12 protein-coding genes and 1 riboswitch are annotated in these 16,579 nt (G+C 40.2%); of the genes, 1 reads left to right on the top strand and 11 read right to left on the bottom strand.

Annotated elements, in window-relative coordinates; all coding sequences use genetic code 11:
• Positions 1-245: 245 nt before the first annotated feature.
• Positions 246-398, bottom strand: a riboswitch (M-box (ykoK) riboswitch).
• A 69-nt stretch (positions 399-467) separates the two neighbouring features.
• From EL087_RS02180 to EL087_RS02170, 3 genes are all read right to left on the bottom strand, one after another.
• Positions 468-1,634 carry a MalY/PatB family protein gene (locus EL087_RS02180; RefSeq protein WP_126406607.1) on the bottom strand — a complete coding sequence of 389 codons (1,167 nt, stop codon included), beginning with the start codon at positions 1,632-1,634 and terminating at the stop codon, positions 468-470.
• A 1-nt stretch (position 1,635) separates the two neighbouring features.
• Positions 1,636-2,730, bottom strand: coding sequence for a cystathionine gamma-synthase (locus EL087_RS02175; protein ID WP_126406603.1), 1,095 nt, complete (start codon positions 2,728-2,730; stop codon positions 1,636-1,638).
• 241 nt (positions 2,731-2,971) lie between these two features.
• The gene (locus tag EL087_RS02170) at positions 2,972-4,600 is read right to left on the bottom strand and encodes a putative polysaccharide biosynthesis protein (protein WP_126406600.1); all 1,629 of its coding nucleotides are present in this window, start codon (positions 4,598-4,600) and stop codon (positions 2,972-2,974) included.
• Positions 4,601-4,685: 85 nt separating this feature from the next.
• Between EL087_RS02170 and EL087_RS02165 the strand changes: the two genes are divergently transcribed.
• On the top strand, positions 4,686-6,131 hold the full coding sequence (locus EL087_RS02165; protein WP_126406597.1) for a UDP-N-acetylmuramoyl-L-alanyl-D-glutamate--L-lysine ligase: 1,446 nt from the start codon (positions 4,686-4,688) through the stop codon (positions 6,129-6,131).
• Between the two features lie 113 nt (positions 6,132-6,244).
• On the opposite strand, the gene EL087_RS02160 is transcribed toward EL087_RS02165, so the two are convergent.
• From EL087_RS02160 to treP, 8 genes are all read right to left on the bottom strand, one after another.
• Positions 6,245-6,973, bottom strand: coding sequence for a CPBP family intramembrane glutamic endopeptidase (locus tag EL087_RS02160; RefSeq protein WP_126406595.1), 729 nt, complete (start codon positions 6,971-6,973; stop codon positions 6,245-6,247).
• A gap of 106 nt (positions 6,974-7,079) precedes the next feature.
• Positions 7,080-7,751, bottom strand: a complete 672-nt coding sequence (locus tag EL087_RS02155; protein ID WP_126406592.1) for a DUF1803 domain-containing protein — start codon at positions 7,749-7,751, stop codon at positions 7,080-7,082.
• Positions 7,744-8,256 (bottom strand): YiiX/YebB-like N1pC/P60 family cysteine hydrolase, encoded by a 513-nt coding sequence (locus tag EL087_RS02150; protein ID WP_126406589.1) that lies wholly within the window; start codon positions 8,254-8,256, stop codon positions 7,744-7,746. Before EL087_RS02150 ends, EL087_RS02155 begins: the two co-directional genes overlap by 8 nt.
• A gap of 49 nt (positions 8,257-8,305) precedes the next feature.
• The gene (locus EL087_RS02145; protein ID WP_003025664.1) at positions 8,306-9,241 is read right to left on the bottom strand and encodes a manganese-dependent inorganic pyrophosphatase; all 936 of its coding nucleotides are present in this window, start codon (positions 9,239-9,241) and stop codon (positions 8,306-8,308) included.
• Between the two features lie 144 nt (positions 9,242-9,385).
• The gene (pflA, locus tag EL087_RS02140) at positions 9,386-10,183 is read right to left on the bottom strand and encodes a pyruvate formate-lyase-activating protein (protein WP_003025666.1); all 798 of its coding nucleotides are present in this window, start codon (positions 10,181-10,183) and stop codon (positions 9,386-9,388) included.
• 168 nt (positions 10,184-10,351) lie between these two features.
• Positions 10,352-12,562, bottom strand: a complete 2,211-nt coding sequence (locus EL087_RS02135; protein ID WP_126406586.1) for an endonuclease/exonuclease/phosphatase family protein — start codon at positions 12,560-12,562, stop codon at positions 10,352-10,354.
• 160 nt (positions 12,563-12,722) lie between these two features.
• Positions 12,723-14,354, bottom strand: coding sequence for an alpha,alpha-phosphotrehalase (treC, locus tag EL087_RS02130; protein WP_126406583.1), 1,632 nt, complete (start codon positions 14,352-14,354; stop codon positions 12,723-12,725).
• A 206-nt stretch (positions 14,355-14,560) separates the two neighbouring features.
• Positions 14,561-16,573 (bottom strand): PTS system trehalose-specific EIIBC component, encoded by a 2,013-nt coding sequence (treP, locus tag EL087_RS02125; protein ID WP_126408113.1) that lies wholly within the window; start codon positions 16,571-16,573, stop codon positions 14,561-14,563.
• Positions 16,574-16,579 lie beyond the last annotated feature (6 nt).

The raw sequence follows: 16,579 nt of genomic DNA, 5'->3' as shown, positions 1-16,579 counted from the left end.
TCTAAGACGCACCAAGCAATAAAATAACTGCACACAGCTTTTTGCTCAGGTGTCGTTCATTTGCTAGAGTCGATTCCAAAGGGAGCATGAGGAATGCTCAGATATGGCAATCGACTGGTTTTCTGTTGACTCGGGTGATCATCATTTGGCATATTCCTCACTCCTTTCCCTTGCGGTTTTCCCTTTAAAAAATCAGTTCAAAACAATAAAATCCTACCATGAAAAACATAGCAGGACTGTGTGTCTTGTGTTACCGTTCAAGCTTTAACTCCGTAGGGCAGTGAAATGACATTAGTCGAAACCTTAGCGATCTCAACTGCTAACCAACGCGTAGTGTCTCCACTACTTTGCGGTAGTCATCCGTATCCCTATGGTAGCCTCACCTACCGATTTTTCATACTAACTATACTCCTCTTAAGAACGATTGTCAACCCAAAATGGCTGTTTCTGAAAATTTCTTTTCATTCTTATTGCGGCAAACAATGCACGATTCTCTTGCAAATCTCTTCTACTAAGGGTTTTGGTGTTGCAATATTTAATCTTGCATGCAACTCCCCCTCTTTTCCATAGTCACTTCCTCGATTGAGAATGACTTTGGCTTGGTCATGCAACAAAGTAAAAAGTTCATCATCTGTCAAACCATAATCGCTAAAATCAAGCCAAATTAGATAAGTTCCTTGTGGTTTCATAACTTTTAACCGCGGAGCTTCTTTGGCAAAATAATCCACCGCAAATTGAATATTTTCTTCTAAAACATCTTTTAATGCTACTAACCAAGGTTTTCCATAGCGATAGGCCGTTTCTGTCGCAATATAACCTAGGCTTGACACTTCGTGATGATTATTTGCCAACTGGCGTCGTTGAAATTGTGCACGTAATAAAGGATTTTCAATAATGGCATAGGAATTTTTGGTCCCTGCAATATTAAAAGTCTTGGTAGCACTGGACAGTATAATGGCAAGTTCTTTAAAATCAGGTGAAATGGTATTAAAGGAAACATGCTCATGACCAAACAAGGTCAGATCTTGATGAATCTCATCTGATACCAAGATAACCTGGTGTTTTTGACAAAGGTGACCAATTTTTTCCAAAACCTCCCTTTCCCAGATACGTCCTCCGGGATTGTGCGGACTGCAAAGAAGGTACAATTTCACATTATTTTCGACAATATCCTTTTCCAATTGTTCAAAATCAATTTGAAACAAACCATTTTCTTCTTTGAGAGAATTAGATACCAATTTTCGATTGTTTAAGCGAACGCTACGAGCAAAAGGTGGATAAACAGGAGAATTGATTAAAACAGCGTCTCCCTCTTTGGTAAAGGCTTGAATCGCAATGGAAATAGCTGGCACAACACCTTCTACAAAAACGATATCTTCTTTATCAAACGAATATTGATGTTCGCTCTTTTCCCAATCCAGCACCGCTTGGAGCAACTCATCACTCGCATAAGTATAGCCATAAACCAACTGCTCTGCATAGTCATGAATCGCTTGTTTTACTTCCGGCATGACCTCAAAATCCATATCTGCAATCCATGCCGGCAGTAATTGAGGATCAGTCTCTGTCTCTTTCCACTTATAAGTGTGGTGAGATAAGCGATTCGGTGCTGTTTGAAAATTGTATTTGCTCATATTATACCTCCAAAGCAAATTTTAAATCTGTGATTAAGTCTTGGCTGTCTTCGATTCCAATGGATAAACGCAACAAGTCATCTGTTAAACCGTAGGATTTCCGCACTTCTGCTGGAATATCTGCATGCGTTTGTGTCGCAGGATAGGTAATCAAGCTTTCTACACCACCTAAGCTTTCTGCAAAGGTAAAGACTTTTAGTGTGTTTAACAAATGTGGAATAACTGCTTCATCCTTGACTTTAAAGGAAATCATGCCGCCTTTTCCCGGATAGAGAACCTCTCTTACTGCTGGCGAATCTTTCAAGAAAGCTGCTACAACTTGTGCGTTTTTTGTTGAACGCTCTATACGCAGAGACAAGGTTTTCAAACCTCGAAGCAAGAGATAACTATCAAATGGAGACAAAACAGCTCCTGTCGTATTGAGATTGTAGAATAGATTCTCATAAAGCTCTTTGTCACTCGTCATAAGAGCACCAGCCAGAACGTCATTATGTCCTCCTAAATACTTGGTCGCCGAATGCAGCACAAGATCTGCTCCATTTTCCAAAGGACGTTGATAAATTGGAGTATAAAACGTATTATCTACAATAACCTTTGCACCTTTTGCATGAGCTTTTTCTGCGATAAATGCAACATCAAACTCAAGCATTAACGGATTGGTCGGGGTTTCCAGATACACTACATCTATATCCTCCGTTAAAGCCGCAAGCAATTCTTCTTCCGTATTTGCATATGTAAAGTGAAAGCGCCCTTCTTGCTCCACTTGATGAAACCAGCGAAAAGAACCGCCATAAAGGTCACGAACCGCTATAACTCTACTCCCAATCGGAAAAACGCTAAAGGCTAGCACAATAGCACTCATTCCTGAACTGGTCGCTAACGCATAATCCGCACTTTCAATAGCAGCTAAGGTTTTTTCCAAGCTACTTCGCGTTGGGTTTTTCGTGCGCGTATAGTCATATCCAGTGGATTTTCCAAATTCTGGATGCTGATAGGTCGTTGAAAAATGCAAAGGTGTTGTCAAGGCACCTGTTGCTTCATCCGTTTTAATACCAGCATGAGCTAAAATAGTGTCTAATTGTAACTTTTTATCCATAATAAATAACCTCCACAAGATAAGAGCGGAATCAAGCAATTCTTATATTTTCTAAGTGATTCTATTGTATCATCTTACGAAAGCACTGTGTTTTGTTCTTTTCAAGACCTAGATATAGTTAATAACTATATCTAGGTCTTGAAAGATTATCAAATCATAGATGTTTATTCTCACAATAACCAATTTCATTATATCTTAATTCTTATAAATTTTCTACAATATTAAAAAGCCTTTCGGCTTTTTAATGAATATGAAATTTTTGACGTAAGGTTTGAGCTTTCTCACCAATAAAACGGTCTAACAAACGGACTCGCAAAGCCATTGCTCCATAAATAGCGATGCCCAAGCCACCGATGATAACCAAATAAAGCATACTAGAAATGCGTCCACTTGGATGAAAGACAAAGCCAAGTACGACTTCCACAATGGCAATCAAAAGAGCCATAACTGCCGTTAAAATTCCAATCAACAAACTCCGTTTGAAAAGAATGGTTTGATTGAGCCCAGTTACTTGACGAATGTGTTGGTACATCAGAATGATTGGAACAATAAGTCCAATAGTAGTCGCAAGCAAGGGGCCGTAGGCTCTAAACAGATAAATAAATGGAATTTGCAAAATGAGCTTAACAAGAACTCCGTAACCAAAATAGATAATCGCTTTACGATTTTGGAACAGCGCTTGAATCATTGGCGATAAGACAGTATAGACGCCAAGAATAATCGTCTGTAACATAGCAAAAATGAAGAGCCCCAAGGCCAAACTATCTGGTCGTCCGTAGAAAATCGTGTATAATGGCCGCGCTACTAAGACAGAACCAATCGTTGCTGGTAAAAGAAACAGCAGTAACATACTCAAATTATCTTGAACTAAGCGCGCAGCCGCCTTTAAATCACCTTTGACATAGTTTTCTGTCAGCAAGGGAATCCCCACACCGCCAATCGAAGTTGCTACTGCAATCAAAATCATGGTAATCTTATTTGGATTGGCAGAGAAATAACTGAACATAACCACCAGCTGAGAATTGCTATAATTGGTGAACCATTTCATCGTATTGATAAATGTCATCTGGTCAATGATTTGGAAAAGCTGAATAGCAGAACCCGTGATGATAAAAGGGATGGCTTCACGAATCGTATCCACCAGCAAAGCACGGCTGTTGATTTCAGCACTATTAGCCGGTTTGTGTAAGATAGATGTCAAGAGATTCGTTTTCCAAAGAAAATAAACCAAAACCGCCATACTAGCAAACATACCGACAAAGGCTGCAAAAGTAGATTGGGTCACTGCAGCAACATAATCTTTAGTGCCCAATTTCATAATGAAGAATGTTGCAAGTAACATCCAAATCACACGAATGACTTGTTCAGCAATCTGGCTCATGGCATACGGTTTTAAATTGTTAAAACCTTGGAAAAATCCACGAATAACACTCATGGCTGGAAATACTAGCACAGCCCACGACAAACTTTGCATGACCGGAATCAGCTCTTTCCCAACTCCTGATACACGCGCAAAGAACGGCGATAAAAGATACATCACAACTGCAAAAATGACCCCCAACAAGAGCATGAATTTCAAAAATTCACGAATGAGAGTAAAACTATGATCTTTTTGATCAATCGTATTGTACTTGGCGACTTGCTTGGCGACTGCAACTGGAACTCCTGCCGTAGAAATCAGAAGAAACCAAGCATAAATATTGTAGCCCATAGTAAACAGTCCATTGGCTTCTGCACCGTGTTTCCCCATCCAGATATACCAAGGAATGATATAAATTGCCCCTAAAAAGCGGCTGATAAAGTTACTAGCTGTCAGCCAAGCTGTTCCTAGCAGCATTTGTTTTTGTTGATTTGTTGTTTGTTGGTCCATACATAACCTCTAAAAATAGTCTCATCTTATTATAAACTTTTCCTTTCCGCTTGTAAAACCTCGCCATTAAGTTTACAATAGAAGTATGATAACAATTGAAAACGCATTAAACATTTTAAAAAACGATCACAATTTCCGCGAGATTATCGACAAGGGACAATATTTTTATCATTATCGTGATCTTGTTTTTGAAAAAATCAGCTACGACAGCCGTGAAGTGGATGCTTCCACTCTTTTCTTTGTCAAGGGTGACAATTTTAAAAAAGAATTCTTGGAAAAAGCAGTGACAGCGGGTCTACAGCTTTATATCAGTGAAATGGATTTTGAAGTGGGAATTCCTGCTCTCATAGTCAATGACGTAAAACAAGCCATGAGCCTTCTTGCCATGGAATTTTATGGCAATCCACAAGATAAACTCAAGTTACTCGCTTTTACAGGAACCAAAGGAAAAACTACTTCTGCTTATTTCGCCTATCATATCCTCCAACAAAGTCACAAGCCAGCTCTCTTGTCTACCATGAACACGACGCTGGACGGAGAACATTTCTTCAAATCTGCTTTGACAACACCGGAAAGCTTGGATTTGTTCAAAATGATGGCGACAGCTGTTGAGAATGGACGAACTCATCTTATCATGGAAGTTTCTAGTCAAGCCTATCTGAAAAAGCGGGTTTATGGTTTGACCTTTGATGTTGGCGTTTTCCTCAATATTAGTCCTGATCACATCGGACCAATTGAACATCCAACATTTGAAGACTATTTTTATCATAAACGGCTTCTCATGGAAAATAGCCGAGCTGTGGTGGTCAATAGCGAAATGGACCATTTTGAAGTTTTGGCTGAGCAAGTTGCTTCCATGGAGCATGATTTCTACGGACAGCATTCAGACAATCAAATTCGTCACTCGCAAGCCTTCTCTTTTGAAACCAGCGGAAAGTTAGCAGAGAAATTTGACATTCAGCTGATTGGTCGTTTCAACCAAGAAAATGCGCTTGCCGCTATACTTGCTTGTCTCCGCTTGGGTGCTTCCGTTGCGGACATCAAGAAGGGAATCGCAAGCACACGTGTACCTGGACGTATGGAGGTGCTGACCCAACAAAATGGTGCCAAAGTATTTGTGGATTACGCACACAATGGTGTCAGTCTCGCTAATCTCCTATCGGTCGTTCAAAAACATCAAAAAGGTAAGATTATTTTGGTGCTCGGTGCAACTGGAAATAAGGGTGAGAGTCGCCGCAAGGACTTTGGTCTCTTGCTGAATCAACATCCTGAACTAACGGTGATTTTAACCGCAGATGATCCAAATTACGAAGATCCAATTGCCATCGCAAAAGAAATTGCTTCTTACATATCCTTTGATGTTGATATGATTGCTGACCGCAAAGAAGCCATTAAAACAGCCCTTAGCTTAACTAGCAGAGAAGGCGATGCTGTCATTTTAGCTGGTAAAGGCGCAGATTGTTACCAAATTATCAACGGAGAAAAAGCAGACTATCTAGGTGATTATACCATCGCTGAAAAATATTTATAGAAACTAATAAAGGTCGAGACAAACGTTTTCGACCTTTAATTATTTAAGAAAATTTATACTAGCAAGGAGAGATGAGCACAATTCTTCATAAATCAAAATCTTGCTTTATGACTTTACTTTCTCCAACTAATCAAAACATACATCAGACTTGACCCAAACATATCTGCAAGTGCATGCACGAGGAAGAATGGTAAGAGGTTTTTAACCTTATATTTGTAAAGAAAATAATAGAGAATTCCAAAGCCAACACCAATTGTCAGTGCCCAGAGCATTCCTTGATAGGTATGGAAAGAAACGCGAATAATCGTCGAATAAAGAAGAACCCACCACTTATATTTATCTTTTACTGAGGTCAATAAACCTAAGAAGAAAAATTCTTCATAGAAGCCATTGAGCAAAGCATAGAGAATAGCCATAGGTGTCAAATCAATATATTTCCACAATTGCGGATCAAAATAATTGTATTCTCCGCTAAGGGTCGTCACTGTATCCGCGAGAATCCCCATAACCGCAAAGATAAATGGAACCCAAAAGAGTACAGACCACGATAAACGAATTGGCAACTGCTTAAAGTCAAAACGGCGAAGTACTAAGTAGGCTATCGTCAAAGCTAACATAAGGAGCTGCCATTCTAGGTTGCTAACATAAGCTGCCCCGTCATTTGCTGTTTTACTAGTTGCATCTGCTACTGCTGCTGTAGTGGACGGAGACAAGCTGGCAAGATAGAGCTCTGTCGAGCGATAGATAAAGCGCCCAAATAGCAAAGCTGTCACGATGACAATATCAAACCATTTCAGATACTTCAACGGCTGAGAGGGCCGAATTTTTGCTAAAAGATTCACTATATATTCCTTTCATGAAACGAAATGATTTAGTGATTACCAAATCTTGCTAAATTTAACTCTTATACCTATAAATTTATCAAAAAAATCTTAAAATTTTATTATTCTATAATTTATCTAATGTTTCCTTTACACGAAAGGTCAATGTTTCCTTATCAAAATCCAATTTTAATTCATATTTCCCTGCTTCGTTAGGCGCAATATAACCTAAAATCACTAGAGCATCTACAAAAATATCACGCCGTTTCTGCATCAGCTCAGTTTTTCGACCATATTTTAAGAGGAAGGTCGTCATATATTTTAAAGCATACTCAGGATTTACATCTCCTACCAAATCATAGAGTTTTTGTTGCTGATTGATCAATGGATATTGTTGTTTCAGCCTGTAAAAATAATTGGAAAGCGTCAACTGCTCTCTGAGAAAATCCGTTTTTTCTACTAAAATAGCTTGGTTTGTTTGATTGGTTAAATGCGTCTCAAAACGCATATTCAGCAATTCTTGATAAAGAGGACTGTCATCTCGCACAAAGACTTCCTGATCCAAAGACAAAGCCGTCACATTTTCCAACAGAGGAACGCTTTGATGATAGCGTTTATTTTTCCGAAGCACATAGCCTGCCTTGATATAATCCTCTATAGAGCGATCAATATTGGGAAAATTTGCAAACTCACGCTTTATCTCTCGCAAAGTAACATCGTCATGTTGATCTAAGTAATTTATCAATTCATGAAAAAAGGGCTGACGTGTCAAACGACTGGGATTGATTACTTTAATCATCTAATCTTCCTTTGTAAACTAATTTTTCGGATTGAGCCAATTGGCTAGGATTGGTTCCCGGCTGATGAAGAGGAACAGCTAGCCCCAATTCCTTGTAATACTGCTGCCAAAAAGGAGCAACTTCCTCATCTTCATCACCGAACTGCATAGCAATAGTTTCAAAAATGGGGAGGATTTCCGCAATATATTCAGAACAGTAAAAACCTGTCGTATTTGGATAAAAGCTATTATTATAAGGCTTGTAAAGGTGTTGTTCTGCTCTTTTCCAGACAGCTTTCACATCTATATCAGGGAAAACATAGACATCATAGCATTCATCGTCCTGTAAAAATACCTCTATCGGCTGCTTTATGACCCCTTGCTCACTTGTCGCATGGTACATCCAGCCGTCAAAAAAGATTGCCACATGGTTATACCGCCCAGTTGATTGCTGAATAGCTTCTGCCATATCAGATTGACTAGACACAAAAAGCAAATCCCCGTTTTGTAAATCTTGAGTTTTCATAGAACTATTGTATCAAAAAAGGAGCCGAAACTCCCTTTTTGTTCTATTCTTAAGCATTAAAACTTTCTGTTAATTGCGGAACGACTTGTTTCTTACGAGAAACAGCTCCAGCAAGGAAAGCGTGGTTGTTTTCAAGAACAAAGTTAAAAGCTGCTTCTACCTTGTCCATATTGCGACCGATTGCCAGGATTTCCGAGTTTGAATTAACAATGTCAGTAATCATTAAAACAAAGTCAGAATAACCATTGGCTGCGTTTGTTTTTTCAATAGCTGCTTCCAGTTCTGCTTGGCGTTCTAAAACTTCTGCAATATCAACTGTGTTGACCTGTGCCACACGAACTTGATTTCCGTTTAATTCAAATGTTTTAGCATCAATATCAATCAATTCTTCGGCAGATTTGCTTGCTAAGTTCGTTCCAGCTTTAAGCATAGCCAAACCGTATTTTTCCAAATCAACTCCTGCAAGCTCTGCCAACTCAGGTGCAATCACTTTATCACTCGGATGAGTGGTTGGTGATTTCAGAAGAAGCGTGTCTGAAATCAAACCTGAGAGCATCAAGCCTGCAAGTTCTTTTGGTACAGCTACACCAGATTCTTTAAACATACGATAAACGATAGAAGAAGCTGAACCAACAGGCTCCAAACGCATATAAAGTGGGCTGGCTGTTTCAAAATTCGCTACACGGTGATGATCCACAACGCCATACACTTCTACTTCTGCAATGTCAGAAATAGATTGTTGAAATTCATTATGGTCTGTTAAAATGACTTGCTCAACTCCTTCTGCTTTGGCAGATGTCACCACACGCGGTGCTTTTACACCAAAAGTATCCAAGACAAACGCTGTTTCTTCATTTGGAGTCCCAAGAGCCACTGCTTCTGTATCCAAGCCATAAGCTTCACGCGCAAGATAAGCAAAGGCCACAGCTGAGCCAATCGCATCTGAATCTGGATTTTGATGACCGAAAACTAAAATTTTAGACATGATCGTACCTCGTAAACTTTTTATATACTTTATTTTAGCACAATTTTAAGATTTTCACAAAGAGAGGAATAGAAAAGCACTTAATCGTCAGTTTTTCTATCTAACTTCTTAGGTGCTGGTCAACATTTCACTTTCTACTTTTGATCAACTATTATGTATGCGATTCATATACTCTGTATAGGATTCGGTTTTCATGAGTTCTTTGGCATTTTTTACTCGGTCAGCAGTTGGTGGTTTTATGCCTTCTAATGGATAAGGAATGCCCAATTCACGCCATTTGAATTCTCCCATTGTATGATACGGCAACACTTCAAATTTATCAACTGTTTTTAACGTTTTGACAAACTCACCTAATTCTTTTAAGTCGTCATCACGGTCTGTTAACGTTGGAACCAAAACATGGCGAATCCACATTGGAACACCTTTATCAGATAAATATTTTGCACATTCCAAAATATTTTTATTGGTGTGCCCTGTCACAAATTTATGCTGGGCATCGTTGATTTCTTTAATATCCAGCAACACTAAATCAGTCACTTCAAGCAGGCGATCAAAAACTTTGAGATACTCTGGCGTATTGCGGAAAGGCATCGCACAAGTATCTAAAGTACAATGAATCCCCAGCTCTTTAGCCTTGGTAAAGAGAGCCGTCACAAAATTAATCTGCAAGAGGGCTTCACCACCACTTACTGTAATCCCACCTTTTTTACCCCAAAAACCACGATAACGAAGCGCTTCTTGCAAGACGTCTTCCACCGTTCGCTCTCTTGAATTATTTGTTTCCATTGCCCATGTATCTGGATTGTGACAATATTGACAACGCATCTTACAACCTTGTAAAAAGACAATGAAACGGATGCCAGGCCCGTCAACAGCTCCAAAACTTTCAGTTGAATGGACCATTCCTGTTACTTTTCCATAATCAATGACTTCTTTTTCCATCGTCTTATCCTCTTGAAAACGTTTTATACTATTATTATAACACTTCTTTTCTAGATAGAGGCACAATTTGTCTATTTTTTAGAAAATAATCTGTTTTTCAGTTTCATTTTCAATATTTTTCAAAAAACGAGAGAAGTCTAAAACTCTCTCGTTTATCATCTATTCCTTTTAATCCGCCACTTTCTTTCGCCAAAGGAGGGTTGCGTTTAAGATGACAATCCCTACAACAGCGACTTCAGCGCCTGTTGTTCCTGTAGATGGTAAAATCCTCTTTTTAGTTAGTTTATCATCTTTATTTGGTGGCATTGTGGTGTCACCAGAAGGTTTTGGTTCAGTTGGTTGTGTCGGTGTCGTATTACCTTTCTTCTGACTAAAATCAAGCTGTGCAATAACAGGATCGTGATCTGACGCCCGACCGTGTTCTTCCATAAAGGAAGCATTGATATGAACTGGTGAGAATACTGTTTTATCCGCAATATTTTTTGAAACAAAGATATTGTCTAAACTTTGATTGCTGCCACGGTAGAAGTAAGAATACCGATCAGCTGCATCATGATTGAGCATCATATTGACTAATTCATTACCAGCCACTGCTTTGGCAGTTTCTGAAAATTCAAAGTCATTAAAGTCACCAGTTAAGACAAACTTCAAATTAGGATTTTGCTTTAAACCTTCTTTGACAAAAGCGTTCAACAGCTTCCCTTGCTCAATCCGCTGTGCTAATGTATTTTGCACTGCTGGTTGTTTAGAACCATATACTGCATCATCACCGAGCTTGGATTTCAAATGATTGGCAATCACGACAATCCGTTCGTCTTTAAATTCAAACTCAGCTGCTAAAGATTTTCTAACTTTTTCAAAGACTGGATTAGCTGGATCTATTCTGGCAGGATTTTTCACCAAATGACCGTCCTTGAAAGCAGCCGCTTCTGTGCTACTTCCTGCTTCACGTTCTACTAGCTTCACTCGTTGAGGATTGTACAAGAAAGCCACACGAATATTGGATCCGGGCTTTCCTCCGTCTGCACCATCAACAGGAGCTACTTCGACATACTTATACTCTTTGCCACCTAATTGTTTAATTTTAGCAGCCAGTTTTTCACCGCTTCGCACACCGCTGACAGTACCATCATTAACGCTTCCATTATTGTCTTGAACTTCTATAAGGGTAATAATATCTGGACTGTGAATTTCGTTGATAAAAGATTTAGCAATTTTCTCCACTTTTGCGTCAGGTGTTTCCCCCGCTGCATTGTTCGCCGAGAAGTTTTCAATATTGTAAGAAGCAATCGTCAATTTATCTTCACTTGGGTAAATTTTAGAAACCTCTCTTTGCAAACCACCGTCTTGCAAAGCTGGCAATTGGGTTGGCTCCAACTTAAAGACTTTACTGCGATAACTCACGACTCCAACAACATCTTCATTAAAGTAATCTTTGGCTTTGGCAACAAACTTATTTCCCACATAAACTGGAATGGTTGCTGTATTTTGGACATTAGGGCGAAGGTTGACACCACCGATATTATTTAGCGGCAATTCTTGATATTCAGCAGGTAACAGGTAGATATCCCCGCGATATTGCGGACCAAGCACACGAGGTTTTTTAACTGTTGTCAGCATACCTTCCAGACTTTCCCAATAGTCCAAGGCGTCATGCTCTGGATCATAAGCAGTCGGAGTATTGTCTACGATATCTTTTGGCATACGCTCTGAAATATTGACAGGAGCTGGTAATGCCGCTGTTCCGTCTTTTGTTACCTTTGAAGCTATCAATTGCGTGACAGTTAAGCTATCAGTTGGTTTACGGAAAGTTTGTCCAGGACGAACACTGAGTTCTTCCATATAACCTTCTTTGATTTGACCTTCAATTGTCAACTTATCACCAACTGTAACCTTTTCCTTTGAAACTACATAGATAGCATCTGAAGTCTTTGCGTTCCCGTCAGCTTTTATGTCTTGTGCATAAAAGCCATATCGATCCGTTTTAGTGACGACTACATTTGACACGCGCACCTTTTTCCCATTATAAGGCGATTCATGCGCTTCGCCTTGAATTTGACCAATATTGGCTACCTCGGTAAATTCAGAAATAGTGGCTCTTGCTTCACTGCTTGAAGCTTCTGTCTTAGGTGTTTCTTCGCTTGTGCTACTTGGCTCATTCGTACTACTCGTACTGCTTGCCGAACTTTCAGAAGTTGTTTCTGATGATTGCGACTGAGTTGTCGAAGCAACAGAACTAGACTCTGAAGTCGTTGTTACAGAAGTTTCTGAACTTGAAGAGCTCGCCTCATTTGCCTGAACAACAGGACTTAGAACGCTACTAGCTAACAAAATAGCTGTCGCAAACAATACAGGCAATTGTTTTGAAGTTTTTTTCATATATTCTCCTTTACATCATAATTTGGAAATCAAATTTCCTTGAGATGTATTTCTACCGTAATTATTATAAATAAAACAGAAGGATAATGCAAACGCTTTCTCTTCGATTTTAAAAAAATCGGCTGAACAATTCAGTCGATTTTAGGATTTATTGCTACATTTAGTGTTTATTTACAATAATTGCCAAACTTTCATAAGGTCTTAAGGTTACAACTGCTGCTGTTTGAGCTTCTTCATAATTAGAAAGGAGCACTTCGCCATTTTGATACTCTGGTAAAATATCTATCGTAATCGGATCTGGATAGAAGTTATTGAGTACCAGAAGTTTTTCGGCCCCCAATTGACGCTCGAAAGCATAAACTTGCTGACTGTCTTCATAAACTGGTCGATAGCTGCCTTCAGCAATGATAGGAAGCTCCTTGCGAAGAGCAATCAGTTTTTGATAGAAAGTGAAAATCGGGCCCTGCATCTCATTTTCAACATTGATTTCAGGATAAGATTTTCCAGCTTTGAGCCAAGGGATGCCTGTCGTAAAGCCAGCATTCGCTGAATTATCCCACTGCATAGGAGTGCGAGAATTATCACGAGATTTGGCCTGAATAATTGCAAAAGCTTCTTCTGGTGTGTTGCCTTGCTCCAGCAGCATCTGATAGGCATTGATAGATTCTACATCCACATAATCTGCCATAGAGTCATAGTCTGGATCCACCATGCCAATTTCTTCTCCCATATAGATATACGGCGTGCCGTGAGACAGATGAATACTGGCCGCAAGCATGGTTGCTCCTTCATTACGGAAATGCTGAACATCAACAAAACGATTTAAGGCACGTGGCTGGTCATGGTTGTTCCAAAATAGAGCACTCCAGCCATCATGGTCACTCATTTCCTTGCCCCACGTATGGAAAAGACGCTTGAGTTCCTCGAAATCGAATTTTTTCAAGCTCCATTTTTGACCATTTTCATAATCCACCTTCAAATGATGGAAATTAAAGGCCATGGACAATTCGTGACGCGCCGGATCTGTATAGAGAATGCAGTTTTCAATAGTAGTCGCACTCATCTCCCCGACAGTTATAAATGAGTCAGCCTGTCCGAAAGTCGCTTCATTCAGCATGTGCAGGTAGTCGTGTACAATGGGCTTGTCCGTATAGGCAGGCTTACCATCATTTTCCGGACAGTTTTCCAACACCTCATCTTTTCCAATCAGATTGATGACATCAAAGCGAAAACCTTTGACACCCTTGTCCCGCCAAAAATTGACAACTTTGAAAAGTTCTTCACGGACATGAGGATTGCGCCAGTTGAGATCAGCTTGCGTCACATCAAAGAGATGCAGGTAGTACTTGCCCGTTGTTCCAAAAGGCGCCCAGGCGCTGCCGCCAAACTTAGACAGCCAGTCTGTTGGCTCATCGCGCAGAAAGAAAAAATCTTGGTAGTACGGATCACCAGCTAAAGCTTTTTGAAACCATTCATGCTCAGTTGAGCAGTGATTTAAGACCATGTCCAGCATAAAATCAATGCCGTACTCTCTTCCAACTTGGACCATCTCTTCAAAGTCAGACATCGTTCCAAAAAGAGCGTTGACAGCTGTGTAATCTGAAATATCATAACCATTATCACGCTGCGGGCTGGGATAGAAAGGATTGAGCCAGACCATATCCACTCCTAATTCTTTGAGGTAAGGAATTTTCTCAATAATACCTTGAAAATCTCCTATCCCATTGCCGGTCGTATCTTTAAATGATTTTGGATAAATTTGATAGATGACTTTTGTCTTATCTAATGCCATTTGTCTTCCTTTTCTATTTCTAAAAGAAAGAGGTGGGACTTGCGCTCCTCCCCTTTATCGTTACTTTTATTCTTTGCTACGAGCCTTTTTGCCTCTCGTTAAGAGATTGCTGCTTGGATTTCTAGCAGTGAAGCAAATGGATTACTGAGATGAATTTGTCTATTCGTTAGATAAAATCCTACTCATCATAGCTCGTATCAAACATTTTATCCGATTCGAGTAGCTGTCATCAGCTTATCTCCACGTCTAACAGTTCGCGGTAATGTTCCCTGTTTATCAGCCTGAAATTGCTCTTGATTTGTGATAATCACAGGTGTTTCAGTCACTAAGCCAGCTTCCTGAATAGCTGCTATATCAAAACTAACCAGTTTCTGACCTACGCTCACTCTGTCTCCTTGAGCCACATGAGCTTCAAAACCTTTTCCGTCGAGATTAACAGTGTCCATACCGATATGCATGAGCAATTCGACACCTTCATCTGACACGATTCCAACCGCATGGTTGGTTGGGAAAAGTACTGATACTGTCCCGTTCACAGGGGCCACCAGTTCTCCCTCACTTGGAAGAATGACAACTCCTTGTCCCATCACGCCTTGAGCAAAGACAGGGTCGGTTGCTTGGCTTAATTCTTTGACTTCTCCAGCAAGCGGGCTGACAATTTCTGCAAAATCCACTTTTGCTGCTGCTTCTTTAGCTTCGTCAATCGCTTCAATTTGCGGTGATTTCACACTTTCATCTTCCGTTTTTGTAAGCATACCTGTCTTGCGGAAGAAGAAGGTCAATAGCATTGGTACTACAATGGCCACCAGCATAATAAAGAAGAATGGCAGCATGTATTTAGCTTGGATAGATAAAATACCTGGAATCCCACCGATTCCGATAGCATTGGCTGTTACGTTAAAGGTTACCGATAACAGACCTGCGATAGAAGAACCAATCATCCCTGCCACAAATGGGTAGACGTACTTCACGTTGACCCCGAAAAGTGCTGGTTCTGTAACACCTAGATAAGCAGAAATCGTTGCTGGCAGAGAAATCTGTGCTTCACGTTCATTATGACGGTTCATCAAATAGTAAGCAAACACAGCTGAACCTTGAGCGATATTGGACAAGGCAATCATTGGCCATAGTGCCGTGCCACCTGTATCTGCAACCAGCTGTGTATCAATGGCATTGGTCATGTGGTGCAGACCAGTGATAACAAACGGAGCATAGAGAGCACCAAATATCGCACCAAAAAACCATTTAACAGGACCAGTCAGACCAGCAAGCACCGCTGTTGACAGCCATTGTCCAAGTGTCCAACCAATTGGACCAAGGACTGTATGCGCTAGAATCAAGGCCGGAATCAAGGATAAGAATGGCACAAAAATCATGGAAACAACTTCTGGAATGCGTTTGCGCCAGAAGATTTCAAGATAAGATAGCGACAATCCTGCAAGCAGAGCTGGAATAACTTGTGCTTGGTATCCAATTTTTCTAACTGTAAAGAAGCCAAAATCCCACACCCAGTTTTTAGCAATTTCTGAAGCCGGTGTGCTAGCTACTGAATAAGCATTGAGCAATTGCGGTGATACCAAACAGATTCCAAGAACAATTCCCAAAATCTGACTGGTTCCCATTTTACGAGAAACAGACCAAACAATACCAACCGGTAAGAAGTGGAAAATCGCTTCACCCGGTAGCCACAAGAATGAGTTTACCCCACTCCAGAACTGTGATACATCCACAATTGTATTGTAAATCGGAGTACCATCTTTAGCAAACTGAGCAACACCGTCAACCATTTTTTGACCGAGCGCCTGAATCTGCACACCTTCCAGAATATTGCGGAAACCGAGAATCAGCCCCCCAACGATAATGGCTGGAATAATTGGAGTGAAAATTTCCGCCAGCATTGTCATGACACGCTGTACTGGATTCTGATTGCTTTTGGCAGCAGCTTTGGCTGCTTCTTTTGATACTCCTTCAATCCCTGAAATAGCTGTAAAATCATTGTAGAAAATCGGCACATCATTTCCGATAATGACTTGAAACTGCCCTGCATTTGTAAAAGTTCCCTTTACAGCTGGAATGGCTTCAATTGCTTTTACGTCTGCCTTCTTTTCATCTGCCAATACAAAGCGCATCCGAGTTGCACAATGGCTGACAGCTGAGACATTCTCCTTGCCGCCGATAGCATCTAATAGCGTCTTGGCGTCTTTCTCAAATTTTCCCATTTTCTG

It is taken from the genome of Streptococcus milleri, assembly GCF_900636525.1.
Classification (GTDB): domain Bacteria; phylum Bacillota; class Bacilli; order Lactobacillales; family Streptococcaceae; genus Streptococcus; species Streptococcus hominis.
This window is presented reverse-complemented; position numbering and strand designations above follow the sequence as displayed.